16 protein-coding genes and 1 tRNA gene are annotated in these 20,588 nt (G+C 49.3%); 10 read left to right on the top strand and 7 right to left on the bottom strand.

From position 1 onward, the window contains the following. Nucleotides 1–23: 23 nt before the first annotated feature. Nucleotides 24–953: a DUF1684 domain-containing protein gene (locus Q1A54_RS09980; protein ID WP_299987220.1), complete on the top strand. Its 930-nt coding sequence runs from the start codon at nt 24–26 to the stop codon at nt 951–953. 24 nt (nt 954–977) lie between these two features. Here Q1A54_RS09980 and Q1A54_RS09975 read toward each other — a convergent pair whose 3' ends face one another. Beyond that, nucleotides 978–1,943 carry an NAD-dependent epimerase/dehydratase family protein gene (locus tag Q1A54_RS09975; protein WP_299987217.1) on the bottom strand — a complete coding sequence of 322 codons (966 nt, stop codon included), beginning with the start codon at nt 1,941–1,943 and terminating at the stop codon, nt 978–980. Between the two features lie 216 nt (nt 1,944–2,159). On the opposite strand from Q1A54_RS09975, the gene Q1A54_RS09970 reads away from it, so the two are divergent. Further along, a complete protein-coding gene (locus Q1A54_RS09970) occupies nt 2,160–2,819 on the top strand; it encodes a thioredoxin family protein (protein ID WP_299987214.1) in 660 nt (219 codons plus the stop codon). Between the two features lie 73 nt (nt 2,820–2,892). Here Q1A54_RS09970 and Q1A54_RS09965 read toward each other — a convergent pair whose 3' ends face one another. Next, complete coding sequence (locus tag Q1A54_RS09965) at nt 2,893–4,866, bottom strand: peptidylprolyl isomerase (RefSeq protein WP_299987211.1); 1,974 nt, start codon at nt 4,864–4,866, stop codon at nt 2,893–2,895. Nucleotides 4,867–4,994: 128 nt separating this feature from the next. Here Q1A54_RS09965 and Q1A54_RS09960 point away from each other — a divergent pair, with 128 nt between their 5' ends. From Q1A54_RS09960 to cysK, 7 genes are all read left to right on the top strand, one after another. Then, the gene (locus tag Q1A54_RS09960; protein WP_299987209.1) at nt 4,995–5,489 is read left to right on the top strand and encodes a hypothetical protein; all 495 of its coding nucleotides are present in this window, start codon (nt 4,995–4,997) and stop codon (nt 5,487–5,489) included. A 4-nt stretch (nt 5,490–5,493) separates the two neighbouring features. After that, nucleotides 5,494–5,988, top strand: coding sequence for a hypothetical protein (locus tag Q1A54_RS09955; RefSeq protein ID WP_299987206.1), 495 nt, complete (start codon nt 5,494–5,496; stop codon nt 5,986–5,988). A 232-nt stretch (nt 5,989–6,220) separates the two neighbouring features. After that, nucleotides 6,221–6,721, top strand: coding sequence for a hypothetical protein (locus tag Q1A54_RS09950; RefSeq protein ID WP_299987203.1), 501 nt, complete (start codon nt 6,221–6,223; stop codon nt 6,719–6,721). Between the two features lie 261 nt (nt 6,722–6,982). Beyond that, a complete protein-coding gene (locus tag Q1A54_RS09945; RefSeq protein ID WP_299987200.1) occupies nt 6,983–7,216 on the top strand; it encodes a hypothetical protein in 234 nt (77 codons plus the stop codon). A gap of 182 nt (nt 7,217–7,398) precedes the next feature. Further along, nucleotides 7,399–8,565, top strand: a complete 1,167-nt coding sequence (locus Q1A54_RS09940) for an MFS transporter (protein ID WP_299987197.1) — start codon at nt 7,399–7,401, stop codon at nt 8,563–8,565. A 200-nt stretch (nt 8,566–8,765) separates the two neighbouring features. Further along, the gene (locus tag Q1A54_RS09935; RefSeq protein ID WP_299987194.1) at nt 8,766–9,608 is read left to right on the top strand and encodes a serine acetyltransferase; all 843 of its coding nucleotides are present in this window, start codon (nt 8,766–8,768) and stop codon (nt 9,606–9,608) included. A 14-nt stretch (nt 9,609–9,622) separates the two neighbouring features. Beyond that, entirely contained in the window at nt 9,623–10,540 is a 918-nt protein-coding gene (cysK, locus tag Q1A54_RS09930; RefSeq protein ID WP_196121104.1) for a cysteine synthase A, read from the top strand. A 67-nt stretch (nt 10,541–10,607) separates the two neighbouring features. Here cysK and Q1A54_RS09925 read toward each other — a convergent pair whose 3' ends face one another. Continuing rightward, nucleotides 10,608–11,048 carry a DUF2267 domain-containing protein gene (locus Q1A54_RS09925; protein ID WP_230392341.1) on the bottom strand — a complete coding sequence of 147 codons (441 nt, stop codon included), beginning with the start codon at nt 11,046–11,048 and terminating at the stop codon, nt 10,608–10,610. Nucleotides 11,049–11,124: 76 nt separating this feature from the next. Beyond that, nucleotides 11,125–11,277 (bottom strand): hypothetical protein, encoded by a 153-nt coding sequence (locus Q1A54_RS09920; protein WP_299987188.1) that lies wholly within the window; start codon nt 11,275–11,277, stop codon nt 11,125–11,127. Between the two features lie 192 nt (nt 11,278–11,469). Here Q1A54_RS09920 and Q1A54_RS09915 point away from each other — a divergent pair, with 192 nt between their 5' ends. Next, nucleotides 11,470–13,197, top strand: coding sequence for a hypothetical protein (locus tag Q1A54_RS09915; RefSeq protein WP_299987185.1), 1,728 nt, complete (start codon nt 11,470–11,472; stop codon nt 13,195–13,197). 261 nt (nt 13,198–13,458) lie between these two features. Here Q1A54_RS09915 and Q1A54_RS09910 read toward each other — a convergent pair. The 3 genes from Q1A54_RS09910 to Q1A54_RS09900 all read right to left on the bottom strand — a co-directional run bounded on the left by Q1A54_RS09910 (nt 13,459) and on the right by Q1A54_RS09900 (nt 20,330). Further along, nucleotides 13,459–13,532: transfer RNA gene (locus tag Q1A54_RS09910), tRNA-Ala, on the bottom strand. Between the two features lie 117 nt (nt 13,533–13,649). Next, nucleotides 13,650–16,919 (bottom strand): TonB-dependent receptor, encoded by a 3,270-nt coding sequence (locus Q1A54_RS09905; protein ID WP_230392340.1) that lies wholly within the window; start codon nt 16,917–16,919, stop codon nt 13,650–13,652. Between the two features lie 237 nt (nt 16,920–17,156). Continuing rightward, nucleotides 17,157–20,330 carry a TonB-dependent receptor gene (locus Q1A54_RS09900; RefSeq protein ID WP_299987178.1) on the bottom strand — a complete coding sequence of 1,058 codons (3,174 nt, stop codon included), beginning with the start codon at nt 20,328–20,330 and terminating at the stop codon, nt 17,157–17,159. Nucleotides 20,331–20,588: the final 258 nt, after the last annotated feature.

The following is a 20,588-nucleotide window of genomic DNA, read 5'->3' as shown; positions in this document are numbered from 1 at the left end:
CATATTTTACCCAGCTAATACTCGTGCTCCGATCAAAACCTTTCTTTCTTTCTGTTTTTCTGTTCACCACACTAATACTGGCAGGCGGATGCGCTGAATTTGACGAGTCCGCCAAGAACAAAACAGAAACTACTCCCGATTATGTGGCTAGTGTAGATGAGTGGCACCAGGAGCGGGAGGCAAAGCTGAAGGCACCTGACGGGTGGCTTACACTGGCGGGTTTGTTCTGGTTGCAGGAAGGCGACAACACCTTCGGCAGCGGGCCTGACAACGCGCTGACTTTTCCCGAAGGCAAGATATCGGGCAAGGCTGGCGTGATTACGCTGAAAGGCGACACAGTAACCACCAGCATCAACCCGGGAGTGGAGGTATTGTTGAAAGGGCAACCGGTGCGTGAGGCACTACTTTATACCTCCCGCATGGACTCAGTGCCTAAACTGAAACACGGCACGTTGACCTGGTTTGTGATCAAACGAGGAGACAGGTATGGCATCCGCCTCCGTGACCTGCAGAACGACGCCCTGGTGCACTTCAAAGGGATAAAGCGCTTCCCTGTGAAGGCCGATTGGCGAGTGAAGGCCAGTTTTGTGGCACACCCCACCCCGAAGCAGATTGCCATTACCAACATAGTGGGGCAAACGTCTATGCAGGACTCGCCAGGTACGCTGATCTTCACGCTGAATGGGCAGCAGTATCAGTTGGACGCACTATGGGAAGGGGAAGAGCTCTTCATCATCTTTGCCGACAAAACAAACGGCATTGAAACCTACGGCGCTGGACGCTACCTTTATGCAGCCAAGCCAGGGCCAGATGGCACTACGGTGCTTGACTTTAACAAAGCCTCGAACCCGCCCTGCGACTTTGTATCCTATGCTACCTGTCCGCTGCCCCCGCGGCAGAACTTTCTGCCTATTATGATTGAGGCCGGAGAGAAGTCTTACGGAGAGTATTAGGCTGTCTTCTGGCTTGGTTTATGGTCAGGCAGCTGATTCTTTCCTGAACCAGTCCAGGGTATCGGCAATGGCCTGCCGCATCGGGGTCGGCTTAAAGTCAGGCAGAGTCTGGCTGAGCTTTTCATCGTTCAGTAGGATGGTGTTTTCCCACAGGTAGCCCATTTCGGCAATCTCGCGCATCATGGGCATGAACAGGCCGAGCAAACGGAACAGCCACTTGCTGTGTAGTTTGTGCTTTGGTTTAGTGCCGGCTATCTCTGCTATCTGCGCTTGCCAGGCTTTTATACTGGGCACCACCTCGCCCCCGTAGTTGTATACCTGATAGGGAGCGTCTGGCTGCAGTTGAAGCAGTTGGTAAAAGGCACGGGCTGCATCAGGAGTATAGACCAGTTGGTGCGGTATGTCGTTGCGGTAGAGCCAGGGCATGGCATCCCCTTTCAGGGCTGCCCTGAAGATCGGAGCTATACCTTCGTTCATGACGTTGGGACCCCAGAAGTCGGGCAGGCGCAGGATCAGCACGCGGCAAGTTCCCTGCTGTGCCGCCGCTGCCAGCATCTGCTCCAGCTGCACACGTAGCGCTCCCTTTCGGGTGTGCGGCTGCATCGGGGAGTCTTCCTTTATTTCGGGCTGCAGGTTGCCGTAGTTGTACACATTGCCCGGAAACAGGATGGTGGCTTTGTTGGTGGCTGCAGCGGCTATGATGTATTCCGTCACACGCTCCATGTTGCCTTGCCACTTGTCATAAGGGTAGTTGATGCCATGGAAAATATGCGTGGCCTTACGGCCTAAGTCATGCAGCAGCTCTTTGTCTTGCGCATCGCCCTGCACGATGGTAAGTCCGGCTTGTGTGCCAAACAGGTGGGCTGCCCTGTCACGGTCCCGTACCAGGATGGTGACCTGTTCCTGCTGCGCCAGGAGCACCTGCGTGAAAGCATAGCCGATGCTGCCTGTTGCGCCAAGTATGAGGAAGTTTCTGTCCAATTTGTTCATTGTGTTCGTGTTATAAGTTTCATGATACTGCAAAGATGGGGCATAAACCTGCCGTTGTGCTTGACCGATTCTGCAAAGCGCTTGACAGAAAATGCAAACAATTCAGTGCAAACGGGGTAAAATAAGAGGGAGGGCAGGGATACTCCTAAGGTGAAGGAACTTATGTGAACATCTATCTGTTAATATATAGTTCCGCGAAAATTTAAACAAAAAATTATGATCTCAGAGACTATGTCTAAAACAGTAATTACGAGTGAACATCTGGCGAAAGCCATAACTTATACCCAATACCGCGAGTTAATTGACACATTGCTTGCAGAGAATAAAACCACAGGAACGAACCACTCCGAGGCTATGGTAGAGTATACCCGCATGAACGCCCAGCGCATGCGCCGCGTCGAGAAAACCACCGTGCTCGACAACGAAATGGTGGACCTGATGCTGAGCGTGCAGAATAAAATGATCTGGGTGGTCCTGACGGAAGCCTGGTGTGGTGATGCTGCCCAGACAGTGCCGGCTCTGGTAAAAATAGCGGATGCATCGCCGCTGATTGATGTGAAGCTGATGCTACGCGACGAGCATCCGGAAGTAATGGATGCCTATCTCACCAACGGAGGGCGCTCTATACCAAAGCTGATCGTGCTTGACGCCGAAACCATGGAAGAACTAGGTACTTGGGGACCACGACCTGAACCTGCCCAGCAGCTGTTCATGGATATGAAAGCCCAGGAAGTGCCATACAAAGAATTTGTAGAGAAGCTACATGGTTGGTATGGCAAAGACCGCAGCAAAACCTTGCTACAGGAGTTGAAGCAGCTGATCCCACAGTGGGGCCACTTGCAGAAAATTGAAGAACAGCCAGTGGAACGATTCTAATAGCTCGTTTCATATAAAAAGCGGCGACCTTAACATAAGGTCGCCGCTTTTTTTGTGCCTGCTTTTTACAAACTTAACGGGTCTTAGCCCGCAGGATCAGATTTACCTGTCTTATCTTATCGCCCACCTCCAGTTGGTGCACCACATCCATACCTTCTACTACCTTCGCGAAAATGGTATAGCGACCGTCCAGGTGCGGGGTGGGAGAGTGCGTGATAAACCATTGGTTGCTTTCAGTGTCTTTTCCGGCGGAGGCCATGCCTACATAACCTTCGCGGTAGTGTAGCGGAGCAAATTCAGATCGGATAGAGTAGTCGGAACTGCCCCAGCCATCGCCGCGCTTGTCGCCGCCCTGCGCCACAAAGTTTGGCACGACGCGGTGGAAGTACAGCCCATCAAAGAACTGCTTGTTTGCCAGCTCTACAAAATTGGCCACCGAACCCGGGGCGTCCTCCACGAACAGCTCCAGTGTAATCACGCCTTTCTCAGTTTCAATCACTACCTGCTGGTCAGGATGAATGGTTTGTACCAATTGCCAGTCGATCGGATGCGTGAAAGGATTCTGTGGAGTTTCAGATTGCTCTTTCCCGCTCAGGTAGTCGATTGTCTTCTGCAGCTCGATATTGGTTTCCATATCGCGCGGGAGCACCAGTTTCTGCTGCGCCTGGGTCAGGAAGGTATAGTCGCGGTATACCTCCCGGAAGTTGAGTTTGGGGTTGCGGATCACGCCAGCCGCCAGGCCTACCAGTGATACGTCGCCGGAGGCTATACCTTGTTTAAAAATGGCGGCAAAGTCCTGCTCCAGGGTTTTGGGGAAGTCGGCCTGCTGGCGCATGGCAGTAAGTGCCTCCATGCCATAGGTGCCGATCACCGGTTGCGTAGTGGCAAAGGTTTCTTTGGCGATGAACTGGTAGTTGCTGTAATCTGCGGAGAGTGCCTTGAGCAGATGCGCCTTGTCGTAAGGGTTTTCGGTGCGCAGGTATAGCTGCTGGTACTCCTGACTCAGTTTAGCCTTATCGGGGCTGTTACGCAGGATCACCCAGATCAGACCCGCCCGCACACGGCCATCCTCTACCTGACTGAGCGCCTTGCGGAGCGTACTGGTGTTCACACCGGCATGATTAGCCTGCAGAAACTCAGCCGTGGCCACTGCCGTGTTGATGTTTTGATCGGTCAGGCCAGCCAGTATCGCTTCGTCTATCTCTTCAAACTCAAGCCCTGTCATGGAGCGGATCGCACTCAGGCGCACGCGGTAATCAGGGTCACTCTGCACAATGCCCGAAAGCAGCGCAGCTTTGTCACGGGCATTCACTTTTGAGAAAGCCTGCGCTACGGCCATGCGCACATCCGCCGATTCATCTGAGGTAACTACAGTGGTGAGCTGCTGGCGGTAGGGTGTCAGGTCGAGCTTGGGTGTGCGGGCCAGCAGATGAGCGGCAGCCAGGCGCACTTCATACGTCTTGCTTTCAGTTAGCCACTGCACGGCGCGTTCCACAGCCTGTGCACTGCTAATCTGCCGGAGGCCTGCCCGGTATAATCCCCATGCCTGCCCGGCCTCAGCTGTTTCGTTTGCTGCCTGATAATTTACCAGGAAATTGAGACCTCCGCTGTCAGCCAGTTTGCCGAGTGCTTCCAAAACCTCTGCCTGCACCGCAGGGCGCTGCTCTTGCTGCAGGTGCCGGATCATCGCCTGTTGGGCTTTTTTATGCCCGATCTGACCCAAAGCATAGGCTGAGGCAACACGCATTGCTGCGCTGGTGTCAGAAAGGGACGTTAAAAGTTGTGGTATGGCTAGTGTATCCTGCACCGAGGCAAAGGTAAGCGCTGCCTCCTGACGGTACTGCAAGGTAGGATGGTTCAGGAAGTTGAGCAGTTCAGCTGTTTTGCGCTCGTCCTGCAAGGTATAGATCTTCCGCAGGTTAGGGTCAGCAAATTTGTTTATGCCCTGCTGTTGTGTATCGGCAGCCAAGGGAGCGCTTTGCTGCGGCTGCTGTTGGCAGGACGCAAAAAGGCTAAGGGCAAGTAAGAAGGTATAGCTTTTTTTCATTGGTTAGGCTTATGCGCTTTCAATATACTAAATGCCTTTAATATAGCCCGGTTTTAATGTTTTGGTATGAATTTCTTTGGTAACTATGTAATAATTAGTATATTGATCTCTTCAAGTTATACCCTACGATGCAGCACACTGGCATTAGCGTACGTTTGTTTTCCAGACCCTATGGCGTTCGGTCGCAAATGGAGCGTCTGCTGCTTGTACTTGCTTTGCTGTCAGTGGCTTTGCATGGCTGGTTGCTGTACCAGCTCATCGCTGTGCAGGACTTCCACTCAGCCATGACCTTCCTCTACCTGTTCAGTCTGTTGCCCTTTGCTCTTTTTATGATCTCTGTGTGGCTCGACCACAACCCGGGCTATCAGCGTCACCTTACCATATCGGCTTTGGGGTTGCGGTACCGGCTAGGGTTCATGCAGCGGGAGCATGATTTTGATTGGGAGGAAGTAGAGCGCATGACACTGGGCAGCCATACACTGACATTTGAGCTGAAAAACGGAGAGCAACATGCCATTTCTCTGGATGCAGTGAACCATGAGCAAACGCTCCAGCGCATACGTGCCGAACTGATTCAGATCGCAGCTGATAAGGAAATAACCATTGAGATGACGCAAAACTAATACTATGTATGTAAACCTATACCCAAACAAAGAGCTTAAAAAAACAAAGCGAGTGTTGCTTTGGATAGGTATACTGATGCTCTGCGGAGGCCTCTCAGCCTTGTTTGTAGAGTTTGTCGCCCGTGAAGAGGTCCGTTGGAGCTGGGCAGGAGGCGCACTGGCTGTCAGCATCATCGGGATGCTGGGATTTGCCGTCGGTGCCAGCTACATCCGCCTGAAAGACGCTTACTTCTCCATGACGCCAGAGCGCATCGCCTACAGACTCACCCTGTACGGAGCTGAGCATACTATTTATTGGGATGCCATTGACAGTATTCAGGCATCGGAGCATGCGCTGGTATTTGACTTGAAAGATAGCGAACAACTAATTATGCGGCTGGGGCACATTCAGAGCCCCGAAATTGCCAATCATGTAAGTGTCAGCATACAACTAGCAGCCATTCAACAGCACGTGGAGGTGAACCAGGTGCCAGTAAGTGCGCAACACGTGAGTTTATAGTACCCGCTGAACTATAGCATTTGCAACACCTATGAGCAGTCTCAACACCTCTAAAATAGCTCTCAAATACTCAATACAAATTGTGTTTAATTTATTTTAGTTAAAATTAAACCTGTATTTGTGCTAATCGTATTTTACTTTAATTCAATTTTAATGCCTCTTCTTGCAGCATTGTCTTGTCTGACATTTTGAGTCGGCATTGCCTTTAGTTCATCAGCCCAATACCGTTTCCATGTACATCAGTCTTTATACAGCCCGACAACTGCGTACGATCAAAGACCGGCTGCTTTGGTTAGGGCTGTTCATGGTAAGTGGAGGCGGGTCGGCATCTCTTTACAATCTCATACTGTTAGATGAAGCACGCTGGTTGTGGGGTATTGCGGCTATCGTAATTGTTTTAGTCGGGCTATACCTGGTGGCGCTTGGTGCTGATAAGGTGCCCCTCAAAAATGCCTTTGTAGCCATATCGCCGGCTACAATCAGTTACAGACTTAATTTTTACAACAAGGAAAACAGATTGAACTGGAACACGATAGCTGCGGTGCAGTTGAGCGACCACTGTGTGCTTTTTGACCTGTATGGCGGTCAACAGAAATCACTGCTCTTGTCTGATATCGAAAGTCAAAACGTGGCCAGTCAGGTGGCGCTTAGTTTGCAGCTAGCAGCGCTGGAGCGCAATGTGGCTGTTAACGGTGTCCGGTTCAATGTCCCAAAACCAGTTGCAGGTATATAAGCTCCTTATCTCTTGCTGCTCCCCAATGTCAGCCACCTCTCTGTAGGGATGGTTCTTTTTTTAGCGTTTCCCGATCGAATTCCTAGCAACCAAACCCTGCTTCACCACTCGCATTCCTGCGCCAATATTTGAGTGTCATGGAAAACATTCAGATTGTTTTGGTAATATGTTAGTAAAAAATATAATCAATTATTTTTTTATTATATATTTTAATTTTAATATTGCAATAGATAGTCTTCTCTCACCTAAAACAACCGACAAATGAAACTAAAATTCTATACAGCCTTAATTAGTGTCTTGATGTTTTTATCATTCGCCAGTTTTGCTGATGCTAATGTAAAATCAGATAAGAGCGAGAAAACAACTAAGAGCAAAAGACAGGCAGTATCCAGCAAGAAAACAGCTGGGTATTTTTCATTCAAGTCATCAGTGTATAATAAGGATGGCCTGGTAAAAAAGAAACGTAACAAGAAGGGATGCCCTGGTTTTGACTAACCTTCGGATTGTCCGCTATAGAAATCATTAGAGCAGCCCAGAGGGCTGCTTATTTTTTTTATGCTTAATCTGTCTTAGACACAGGGTAATAAACTTGCCGGTTGGCGGTGCAAACCACAGCATGTCAACCTGACTATAGTTTTGGAGCGATTGTTTTCGGAACTTGCGGCTTTAATCTGACTATGGCCGAGCTGAAAACACGTGTGTATGGACTTCAATTTGGATTGCTGTGCCTGAGCTCCTTTCTTTTCTTCGCAAGCTTCAACATGATCATTCCGGAGCTGCCCAACTATATTACACAACTGGGCGGTGCTGAGTATAAGGGGCTTATCATTTCTCTCTTCACACTAACAGCTGGTCTGTCAAGGCCATTTAGCGGACAGTTGGCCGACAAGATGGGGCGTATACCTGTCATGCTGATCGGGGGCGCTGTCTGTATTATGTGTGGCTTCCTGTACCCGATCACCGGCACGGTAGCGGCGTTCCTGCTGCTGCGCCTTGTGCACGGCTTTTCAACAGGCTTTACACCTACTGGTACTGCCGCCTACGTGGCCGACATCATCCCGATGGAGCGAAGGGGAGAGGCAACGGGACTGTTGGGGCTAGCAGGCAGTTTAGGTATGGCTGCGGGACCTGTCATGGGAGCCTCAATCGCCAATAGCTTTTCGCTTGACGCCATGTTCTATTCCTCTTCAGCGGCTGCCTTCCTGTCAGTGGCCGTAGTAGCTCGCATGCACGAAACGCTGGATAATCCAAACCGCTTCCGGATGGGACTACTCAAAATATCCCGCAAAGAGATATTTGAGCCCCGTGTCCTGCATCCCTCCATTGTGATGATGCTCACGGTGGTTTCGTTTGGTATCATCCTGACGATCATTCCTGACTTCAGCGAGCATCTCGGTATTCAAAACAAAGGACTCTTCTTTACCAGCTTTACACTTTCCTCATTAGCTATCCGTTTCCTGGCTGGTCGGGCCTCCGACAAGTATGGTCGTATCCGTGTACTGAAGATCAGCTCTGCCTTGCTGGTGGTGGCCATGGGGCTGATCGGTTGGGCCAGTACGGCTACAGAACTCCTGCTGGCGGCGGCCGTGTTTGGTGTAGCCGTGGGCATGAACTCCCCGACGGTCTTTGCCTGGACCATTGACATGAGTCATCCGGAGCACCGGGGAAGGGCAATGGCCACCATGTACATAGCCCTCGAGGCAGGTATAGGATTTGGTGCTTTGGCTTCCGGTTGGATCTATGCCAACGACACTTCCAGGTTCAGCATGGTATTCTGGACAGGAGGGGCTTTTGCCCTACTTGGGTTTTTGTACCTCAACTTTGTGGTGAAGGACCGAAAGTAGGGAGGCAGTAATATAATCACAGGTATAGCCCTTGCCTTCGTTAGCATTTGCAGAGAGGCCCTCTCAGGTAGGGGCCTCGGGACACTACTCCAGTCGGTATTTCACGTTAATCATAGACACAGGCCACAGCTGCCCGTATAGCTATTTACTGTATATACTTCAGTTAAACTTTAATCAGGTTACTTAGTTTCTTCTGCATTATGACAGCAATCAGCCAGGCTTTTATTGAACACTTGACAGCTGTGCACAAGCAGTCCCGCCACGTAGTGCCGCACTCGATGAGTTGCGCCTTTCTGGATGGCCTGCTGCAACTGCTCTTCCCATCCCTTTCGGAGCGCTCCTTTAGTTCCCGGTCTGAAGTTGAAGCCTACGCTATGCTGCTGCGTGCTGATCTGGAGAAGATTCTGTACAGAATAGAAGAACGCCTGCCCGGCAAACCTTATGAAATAGCCGATGCTTATTTTGAAGCCCTGCCGGACCTCCAGCGCCAGCTCAATGCCGATGCCGCTGCCATAGAGGCAGGTGACCCGGCCGCAGTAAACGTAGACGAGGTGATCCGCACTTATCCTGGCTTTTTTGCTGTGGCCGTGTACAGGCTTGCCCATCAGTTTTGCCGCATGGAGGTACCACTGCTGCCACGTGTGCTCGCTACCTACGCACATACCAAGACAGGTATAGACATCCATCCCAAAGCCAGCATAGGAGCCCGTTTCTGCATCGACCATGGCACTGGCGTTGTGATTGGAGAGACAGCCGATATTGGCAACAATGTGAAGGTATACCAGGGCGTGACGCTGGGTGCACTGAGTGTTGAAAAATCAATGGCGAACCTGAAACGCCATCCAACCATAGAAGATAATGTGATCATTTATGCCGGGGCAACCATACTGGGCGGGAATACAGTGGTGGGCCACAGCAGCATCATAGGGGGAAATGTATGGCTGACTGAAAGTGTGCCTCCTTTTGCAAGAGTGTACCACCGTCCACAAATAAAAGTGAGTTACTACCAAGACAGAGCCGATGTTCTGAATTTTTCAATTTAAAAAAAGACACAAATATGAAAGCGCATAGCATACTCGAAACCATAGGCAAAACGCCCCATGTGAAGATCAACCGCATGTTTAAAGACAAAGCGGAAGTATGGATGAAGTTGGAACGTGCCAATCCGGGCGGCAGCATCAAAGACCGCATCGCTTTGGCTATGATAGAGGATGCCGAAACAAGAGGTGTCCTGAAAAAGGATAGTGTGATCATTGAGCCCACTTCAGGAAATACCGGTGTCGGGCTGGCTATGGTCGCTGCTGTGAAAGGGTATCACCTGATCCTGGTCATGCCCGAGTCCATGTCCATTGAGCGACGCAGGCTGATGGCGGCTTATGGGGCTAAGCTGGAGCTGACACCTCGTGAAAAAGGCATGAAGGGAGCGATAGACCGTGCCCGTGAAATGCTCGAAGAACACGAAAACTCCTGGATGCCCATGCAGTTTGACAACGAAGCCAACACACAGGTCCACATTGAGACCACAGCGCAGGAGATTATGGCTGATTTTCCGGAAGGCTTTGACTATCTGATTACCGGAGTGGGCACAGGTGGGCATATCACTGGTGTAGCCAGGGTGCTGAAGCGGCACTTCCCCAATCTGAAGGTATATGCTGTAGAGCCTGCCGCCTCGCCGGTGTTGAGCGGTGGCCAGCCGGGTCCGCACCCGATACAAGGTGTAGGGGCCGGGTTTGTGCCCAGTATAATGGATACCAGTCTGCTGGATGGTGTAATAACGGTGGCAGCCGACGATGCCTACGATTATGCCAGGAGAGTAGCCATGGAAGAAGGAATATTTGTGGGAGTATCTTCAGGTGCCTCTTTGGCAGCCGTGCAGCAGAAACTGGACGAAGAAATTCCGGATGGTGCCAGGGTACTAACCTTTTGCTACGACACAGGCGAGCGCTACCTGTCTGTAGAGGGATTGTTTGTATAGCGCAAAAGCATATTTAAAAAAAGCTGCGCCGCCTGTTGCCCTATGTAACAGGCGGCGCAGCTTTTTATCAGGCAGCCAGCAGTTCCTGAATGTCCTCGTTTAGCGATTGCTTCACTTTTTCCAGCTGTCCGTCAGTCATGGTGCGCTGCAGAGCCCGGAAGACAGCCCGGAAAGCCGCTGTGATTTCTTCGTCCTGCTGAAAGTCGTTATTAGCCGCAAAAGCATTCTTGTTGCGGATGTAATTGATCCAATCGTTCGCATCCCGTATCCTGACCGGCACTTTGGATGTGTCATACTGGTCGAAGTAGATGCCCTTCCAGAAGATAGGCAGCTGTGCGGCAAATTGTACGGCATCATTTACAGGCAATCTGTCCCGTATGGATTGCAGCACGGCTCTGAAAATGCGGCCGGCTTTGTTGAGGTCATCTGTTTGCAGCTCCGCCGCTACATCCTGCAGCATTACTGTCGCGTTCTTGATGTTGTCTTCAAAATTAAATGGCATTGACATAGATCCTCCCTTCTTTAAGCGTTGCGTCCTATATGGTACGGGCAGTGTGGGGGCATGTTCCGGAATATTTAACCTCTCAGGTATAACCAGCCGAGGCGTATTGGTATAAAATAAAGTCGCGTTTGCGCCACAGCTTATAACCGTGCAGTATGATTGGAGTTAAGGGATGTCGGATATTAGACACCTTCTGATCACGGCTGATTTTGAGGAGTAAATCTGGTCCTCTCATGAAAGTAGCGGCAGGTATAAGTATAGTGGTTATAAAGATTTTACATCGATAAAAGAACGCAAAAAGGCCAAAATACCCGATTAGGGGCGCTCTAATCAGTCAAAATTGTAGAGCTGGTAGAATGAAAATAATTTCCGTGGTTTTAGTATAAAATTATCTATATATTGTACCGGTATTGAAGCAACGTGAATTATGAATGCCCAAGTCTCCTCGGTATCTCATTCGATATATAACAACAAAGGTGCGTTTGCGCTCTTATTAGGCTCTGGTGTTTCCAGCGGTGCCGGCATACCTACGGGTAGTGACATAGCACTGGACCTGATTAGGCAGATAGCTGTGCTGGAAAATGCGAATTGTGAGCCGGAACCGGAGGAATGGTTTTTTAAGCGGTTTGGAGAATGGCCAGGCTATGCAAGTCTGCTGGAGCCGCTTACGAACACAGAGACGGAGCGGCAAAATCTCTTGCGAAGATATTTTGAGCCCAACGAAACCGAACTTGAGGAGGGGCTGAAGAAGCCAACACTTGCCCACCAAACAATTGCCCGTCTGGTTAGCAAAGGCTATGTGCGGGTGATCATCACAACTACCCTCGACAGGCTGGTAGAAAATGCCTTGAGATGCATCGGTATAGAGCCTGTTGTGATAAGCTGCCCCGGCCATATCGTAAATTCCCTTCCCATTGTTCACTCCAGGGTTACCGTCATTAAAGTAAACGGGGACTACATGGACTCCAGTTTCCTGAATGTAAAGAGTGAAGCAGACAAGTACGAGGAAAGGTTATCGGAGCTGTTGCGCTATGTGTCTGACAATTTTGGGTTGATAACCTGCGGATGGACGGGCACTAGTGATCGTGTGTTAAAGGAGGCCTTGGAAACTTCAAATAAGTTCAGGTTCTCTAACTACTTCACGTATTCAGACAAGGTAGGCAATGAACTAGAGGAGTTAGCCTATATCAGAAGAGGGAAGGCTGTGAGCATTACCAATGCCGACATGTTCTTTAAAGAATTGCACGAAAAGATAGAGGTGCTCGAAAGCACTAAATCTGCAGATCTTTCAACATCGCAGATTGCACTAACCAAGTTGAAGAAGTTTATCGTGCATGATGAGCAGATCATATCGCTTCATGATCTTATAAGAAGTGAAGTCGATCGGATAAACTTTAATTTCAATGCTTTGCCGGTCGCAGGCACCCCAACCAAAGAAGGAATTAAGGGGAGGGTAAACTATTATTTCAAACAATGCAGTTCCCTGAGCAGCTTATTTGTAAATGGGGTTTACTGGGGCAAAGAACAACACCATTCAATCTGGCTTAACAGTCTCGCCTGTTTCACGTCTGCAAAAGAGAGAGACGAAGACGGAGGCGTATGGCTGGATCTCGAAACGCTACCAGGACTTATCTTCCTGTACAGCATAGGGCTTGCCAGCATCATGAAGAAAGACTACAGGTTGCTGTCCAAGATGTTCTCCATGACATCTCATTTAAGGTATGGCGAGGCTCCGATTCTAGACCATGTCAATGTGGCTAAAGTATTGGACTATGATACGCTGCGGGAGGCTCTTGGTAACAGGCAGCTTGTGCCAATGTCTGAATTATTGTTCTCTGAACTGAAACCACTTTTCAATTCTTTCCTGCCGCACAGCAAGGACTATGAAAATATTTTTGATATGTTCGAGTACCTGTTAGCTTTGGCTCATACCAAGAAAATGGGCAAAGGGCGGGTTCCTGTTGGCAGGTTTGGGTATAGAGTAAAGCAGAGTGGCATCAAACATCCGTTTGAGCAAATCGCCAATGAACTAGGTACTCACAAAGAGGCTGAGAACCTGTTTTCTTCTTCTCTCTTTGTCGATATAGCAGACCTGAAGCACACAGAGAAGAAATTCAAAGAATACTTTGACAAGCTGTCTGGTTATTATTTTTAGAGGGTAGAAGGCTCTGAAATAAGTGAGGCAACCTGAACAGGGTTGCCTTTTTGTTGAATTGGCCAGTTAGATAAGTCCCGCTATACCTGATTGCTAATGAAGCTCTGGACGGACTTACCAAATATGCTTCTGCAGTCATTACGCTGAGTTTTTCAAGTTGTCATACAGCTGCCCACGTAGTAACGATCTGTCTTTTCAGAGTAAAGTATATAGGTAAAAGCCATATAAAAGCAAAAGGCAACCCTGTTTAGGTTGCCTTTGTGGAGAATATCGGAGTCGAACCGATGACCTCTTGCATGCCATGCAAGCGCTCTAGCCAGCTGAGCTAATCCCCCGCTTGAGTGTCACAAAATTAGGACAAATTTTGAATATGCAAAAACTGGAGCGCTATATTTTGAAAATAAAAAAGGCGGGACATTTGTCCCGCCTTTTTGCTATATAAGCTATTCTGCTTAGTTGAAAATGTAGCGCAGACCAAGCTGCATGCTCCATGTGCTAGATAAGCTGAAGTTCTCACGGAATGGAGAGTCTGGCAGGAATGTGTTGCCATCGTTGTCACGTACCGTGATCATGTTGTAAGTAGGAACGCCTTCAGCTGAAACTGCAGCAACTCTCAACAGCTGGTAGTGGAAGTTAGAACCACCGTTCAGTTGCTGTCTTACACCCCATGCAGAGTTCAGCATGTTACCGATGTTGTTCACGTCAACGCTCACCTGAAGTGTGTTGCGCTTGCCACCGATGTTACCGAAAACGTCCTGTAGCAATCTGAAGTCAAACTGGTTGAACCATGGCATCAAACCATTGTTACGCTCAGCATAAGCACCTCTTTCTAAGCCTTGGTTAGCTACGAATGTATCGAAAGCCTGACGCTGCTGCTCAGCAGTGAACTGTACCTGACCATTGCTCATGATAGGAGCGAAGTTCATTTCAGCAGAGCTGGTTGGGATCCAAAGCAGGTCGTTGCTGATACCGTCTCTGTTTACGTCACCGTTGTAGATGTAAGAGAAGCGGCCCTGAGCAGAACCCTGGTAGAACAGGGATACTGTAGTAGCAAGACGGTTAGCATACTCCAGACGGTAAGAAGCGTTAGCTACTACACGGTGAGGAGTCGCGAACTGAGAAATACCCATCAGCAATTCGTTTGGATCGTTGATAGAGTAGTTGTTAGACCAGGCAGAACCAGCGTTAGAACCTGGGTTGCCAGTGATGTCTTTCGCCTGCGTGTAAGTATAGAAAGCAGAACCGAAGAAGCCTGTTCTAGAGTTAAGTGACAGACCAGCAGTTGCTGACAGCGAGTGGCCCTTGTCTGTGTTTGACAGAACGATAGCCTCACGAGTGGCAGTAGTGTACTGAGCGTTAGAAGAACCATTCCAGAAGTCACGGTTATCACCGTTGTTGTTCAATTGCAGCTCAGCTGGCTTTCTGTTAGCGTTGAACTGGTAAACACCTACTAGGTCTTTTGTGTAAAGGATGTCCGCAGTAGCTACCAATGGAGTACCAGGGATTGTGTAGTCAGCACCTAAGCTGCTTCTCCATACCTGTGGCATTTTGAAGTTACGGTCAACAAGGGCAAAGCTACCAGGAGCACCAGCGTTTGGCTGACGGATGAACACGTTAGACGGGCCATTCTCTAACCAGTACAGACGCTCAGGCTGGAAACGGATCACGTCAAGTGCACTTGAAGGAACACCTTCCAATACGTTCTGGATTACACCAGCGTTAGTTGGCATGTTTGTCAACCATACGAAAGGAATACGGCCAGAGAAGATACCTGTACCACCACGAAGTGACAGTGAACGGTCTTCCAGCAGATCAAGGTTGAAACCGATACGTGGCGACAGCAGAACTCTTGACTTAGGCCACTCACCGCTAGAGTAAGTTGTTGGGTTTCCGTCAGTGTCAAGCAGTGTCAGGTTGTCGATTGATGAGTTTGGAGTCAGGTCGTTCATGTAAACTGGCAGCTCAGCACGCACACCCATAGTCAGGTTCAGGCGGTCAGTTGCAGCGAATTTATCCTGTACGTACAGACCAGCCATACCGAAGTTGATGCGTGAATATGGATCCTGACCTTCGTAAGGGTAAGTCAGACCAAACTGAAGCGGACGGGCATCATTGATGAAATCATCCACAGAAGCATAACGGTAGTAAGAAGTACCGTAACGCTGGTAGCTGTTACCGAAGTTCTGTACCTCAAAGCTGGCACCACCTGTCAGGTTGTGCTTGCCCAGCATGTAAGAAAGGTTGTTGATGAACGAGTAGTTGTTGTTGATTACGTCGTTGTTGTAAGTAAACAGTTCGTAACCGAAGTTCATGTACTGATCACCGTCTTTCCAGATGTCAACAAATGGGAAGATGCTGCTTGGAGAAGTACGCGTGTCCTGAATACGGCTGTAAGTAGCCAGGAACTGGTTAGAAAGTACAGAAGAGAATGTGCTGTTCAATTCAGCTGTTACGGAACGTACAGAGTTTTCGAAACCGTAGTTAGAACCAGCGAAAGAAAGTGCGTTCTGGCCGATACGGGCAGAGCTGGCACGTGGGTTAGGAGCAGAGCTGGCGTTTACAGTCTGGTCGCTTGTACCTACTACCTGGTTGTAACGAAGTGTGAACTTGTGCATGTCGCTGATGTTCCAGTCGATACGCGTCAAGAACTTCGTGTTTTTGTTGTTAAACTCGTTTGCGTAGTTCTCATAAGCACCTGGGTCATAACCATACTTGGTGATCAGGTGCTGACGAACGCGCTCCAGGTCTTCTGCAGTAGTTCTGGAAACGTTTGGACCACTAAGGCCTGGACGGGAAGCTACCCAGTTTACACCAGGGTAAGTTTCATTTTCGTGCTCGAAGTTAGCGAAGAAGAACAATTTGTTTTTGATGATCGGACCACCAAGGCGGGCACCGAAGATCTGGTTCTTTCTTTCAGTCTGCTCTGGCAATTCGTTGTCACCAACTTTTCTACCATTGAAATCCTGGTTTCTGTAGAAGGTATAAGCAGAACCAGAGAATTGGTTTGTACCGCTACGTGTTACAGCGTTGATGCCAGCACCAGTAAAGCCTGACTGACGTACGTCGTAAGGAGCGATGTTTACCTGAACCTCTTCGATCGCGTCAAGAGAGATTGGCTGAGAGTTGCCACCAGGAAGTGGGTTAGAGCTAAGACCGAAGCCGTTGTTGAAGTTAGCACCGTCTACCTGAAGGTTGTTGAAACGACCGTCACGGCCAGCAAAACCGTTACCGTTTGCCTGTGGAGTCAGACGTGTGAAGTCTGTAACACTTCTGTTGATAGTAGGAAGTTTCTCCAGCTGCTGTATGCCTACGTTAGTAGCGGCACCTGTTTTATTAGCGTTGAACACAGAAGAGCGGTCAGTGCTAACAATTACTTCCTGAAGCTGCTGACCACCGTCAGCCATTGTTGCATCAAGCTGGTAAGGAACACCCAGGCTCAATGAAATGTTGCTGTAAACTTTTGGCTCGTAGCCAATGTAGCTTACTTCGATGGTGTAAGGACCACCAACGCGAACGTTAGGAACGTTAAAACGACCCTCTACATTCGTCACACCACCGTACGTAGTGCCAGAAGGACCGTGTGTTGCTCTTACGGTTGCACCGATCAAAGCTTCACCTTTTGAATCCTTAACGGATCCGGTAATACTACTTGTTGTTACCTGGGCGTGCATAGTAACCACGCACAGCAACATAAGCAGTGTTGATAGTAATAACTTTTTCATAAAAGATTGATTGATTTTTGCCCGCAAAATTAGAGGGTATAATTCGAAATGCAACTACTTAATGATTAAATTATTATTAATAATCTGTCTTATGTTATTTGCTTTTTAGCAACAAAAAATTAATGTAAATTGCGAACATACTACTTGTCTAAACACTGAGTGCCAAAAAGAAAGGCGGAGCCATACAGCTCCGCCTTTCTTTTTGGCACTCAGTTAATTTTTGGACAGAGTTTACTTTTAATTGAAAATGTAGCGAATACCGAATTGGGCTCTCCATCGTGAGGAAAAGTCATTCACAAAATAAGGATTTCCGTCTGTCAGACCGCGACCGGTATAGTTGAAGCGGGGTGTTGTAGTGCCCGGCTCGTAGCCTACAAAATCAATGGCCTGGAAGGCGTTGAAAGTGGCAGTGTACTGTCGCCCCCAGTCTTTGTTGAGCAGGTTCGTGAAATTGAAGATGTCAAAGGTCAGTTGCAGCCGGTGGGCGTTATCATTTTGCCCTACCCTGAATTCCTGCATAATGCGCAGGTCAATCTGGTTGGTCCACGGAAGTCTGTCTCCGTTCCGCTCGGCATACTGGCCACGTCTGTCGCTTAGATAGTCATTGCTGCTGATAAAGGCATCCAGCGCCTGCCACTGCTGCTCAGGTGATACGACCGTTCCATCCCGGTCGGTAAAAGGTACCAGGTTTATCTCTGCCGCATTGCCTGGCACATAGATCAGGTCATTGGTTCTGCCGGCATCATTGTTCACGTCTCCATTGTAGATGTAGGAAAGCGGCACCCCTGTCTGTCCGTTATAGAAGGCAGAAATAGTAGTACCTGCAAAGCCCAGGTAGTTTAAGTTATACGTAAGGCCGGCCACCACCCTGGATCGCACATCATTGTCAGCAAAGGCTTCCCTCACATTATTGAGGCCCTCCACCTGGTTCACGTTAATCCAGTTAGAGCGGGCCTGGCTGGAGTTGCCGGGGTTCACATCCTTAGCTCGGGAATAGGTATAGGCCAATGAACCTGAGATACCGTTTTCCACGAAGGTCTTTTGTAATTGACCTGTCAGACTGTAGCCAAAACCACGGCTGGTATTAGTCAGGTAGATGATATCCTGAAAATTATTGCCCTGTATACGGCCAAACACAGGGCGGTTGTCTGCTCCGGTCAAAGTGCCGGTTTGCTCCAGGTTCAGGTTCTGATAATAGATGTTATTCAGGTTTTTGGAATATATACCTTCCAGCGTTGCGATCAGATCAAAAGGGAGGCGATGGTCAACGGCAGCGTTTACCCTGAACAACTGCGGAAACTTAAAGTCAGGATCTGTGATATTGATCTCGGCTGTTCTGTCTGACAAGCCTACTGTGGTGGCTGTTGGCTGGGTGTTTGGGTCTGGGTTGAAGCGAATCTGCTCCAGCAGCGGACCGGAAGTGAGTGCCAGGCTACCCAACATTTGTCCTGTATTGGTATATTGATTCGCTATCCACACAAAGGGGGCTCTACCAGTGAAGACCCCGGCTCCGCCGCGTACCTGCGTATTGCCATCATCAAACACATCCCAATTGACGCCTACACGGGGGGAGAGCATAAACTGAGCGCCTGGGGTCTTGTCAGTGGCCAGGCCTCTGCTGGCAAACGCCTCATTGAACTCTGCATTAGCAGCCGGATCATCACTAAATGTCGGGATGTCGAGGCGTATACCTGCCGTTACCTTCAGGTTATTGCGTACGGCGTACTCGTCCTGTGCATAAAATCCGAGCTGAAAAGCAGAGAACTCTGCACCCTGCTGACGATTATCGGTGCGGGAGTAGTTTCGGAAGAATGCCCCGGGCGCAGCTTCGTCGGGTGTGCCAATCGCTTCGAAAGCTTCGAGGGAGTTGTATTCATAGGCTCCAAACTCCTGCCGGATGAACAAATTGTAAGTTTTGTAAAACTCATTGTGCGTACCCAGCGTGATGGTGTGCTTACCCAGAAATGCGTTGAAGTTGTTCGTAATAGTGAGCACATCCTGATCAAGCTGGTTTTGCACCGAAAACGGCTCACTACCCAGCGAAATAGTACGGCCACCAGACAATCGGATCAGTACGTTCGGGAACGGATCGCCGATAATATCACGGTCGTCACGCACTGCAGTGAAGCCGATCAGAGCTTCATTTGCAAACTGCCCCCCAAACTGACTGCGCAGCTGCATAACGGTCGAGTTAGTGGTACTCGGGAAAAATTCGGCGTTGTTGGCAAATCGGAGGGCATTCGGAGTGCGGGCATTGTCACGGTTTTCGCCATATACGTAGCTGTGCCGGAGGGTAAGTTGGTGGTTGTCGGTGATGTTCCAGTCGAGTCGGGCGAAAATCTTGTCACTCAGGGTTTCGTCATCTATCCCCCTAAAGCTGCCCGGGTCGTAACCCAAGCGATTGGCAACGCTCAGCACTCTGTTTGCCTCGTCCACTGTGATATTGGAGCCGGGGCTTCCGGGTTCGAACAGCAGCGGAGCTACTCTTTTGGTCTTTTCTCCATTCACAAAGAAGAACAGCTTGTCCCGGATGATCGGGCCGCCAAGTCGCAGGCCCATCTGGTAGTCTGTGAAGTCCGGCAGCCTGGTTCTGGCGTCATCCGGGCTTTTGCCCACTAATGCTTCATTGTTGCCAAAATAGTAGGCAGATCCCGTAAACCGGTTGGACCCGCTACGGGTAATCGCGTTGATACCACCGCCTGTAAAGCCGCTTTGTCTGACATCAAAAGGAGCGATCACAACCTGTATCGCCTCAATGGCATCCAGCGAGATCGGCTGCACGCCGGTCTGTCCGCCGTTGGTACCACTGGCCGATAGACCAAATACGTCATTGTTTACGGTGCCATCTATCGAGAAATTGTTGAAGCGGTTGTTTTGACCTGCAAACGATATACCTGACCCAGAGGTGGAGGCCTGTGGCGTGATTCGGGTGAAGTCATTCAGGCTTCGGGAGATCGTGGGAAGTGACTCAAGCTGCTCTGTAGACACGTTGGTGGAAGCACCTGTTCTGTCGGAGTTGATCACTTTGTCCTGTGTCGCGGTGATCTGCACTTCGCCGAGGGTGGTTGTGCTTTCTGAAATGGTTAGATCCAGTCTGAAGTTCTGACCGAGCGCTAGGTTGATGTTTTCGAATCGCTGCTCCTGGTAGCCCACATAGGAGGTTCTTACCGTGTAGGGCCCGCCTACACGCATGTTTTGGATATTGTAGCGACCTTCTGCATTCGTGGCGGCTACATACTGCGTGTTGGTAGGCGTATGGACCGCAATAACTGTTGCGCCTGGTAGAGGGGAGCCGCTCTGGTCCTGTACCACACCGTTCATAGCCGCCGTTGTCGTACCCTGTGCCCAGGCTAAGTGGCCACTCATTAGCAGCAATATGGTCACAAGCAGCTTTGTGTAAATAGTCCTCATAATACTTATAAGCTAAATTGAAAAAATATAACTTCTTATAAGTACGTATGTATGAGTATTTTATCTCTTTTTTGTCTTGAAATTTTGTTGCCTTACAGGCTATGATGTAGGTCCCTTATAATGTATTCTGCTATAGGAATTGACTATGCCTAATTACCTATAGATTCTGGCAGTATCGGCAACACATAGAATTACACCAGGAACCAATCAGTTACTATGCAGGACTTGCAGCAAAATTTTGAAGATATACAGGACGCA

Origin of the sequence: uncultured Pontibacter sp., from assembly GCF_947502515.1 — a bacterium.
In the GTDB taxonomy this organism is placed as follows: domain Bacteria; phylum Bacteroidota; class Bacteroidia; order Cytophagales; family Hymenobacteraceae; genus Pontibacter.
This window is presented reverse-complemented; position numbering and strand designations above follow the sequence as displayed.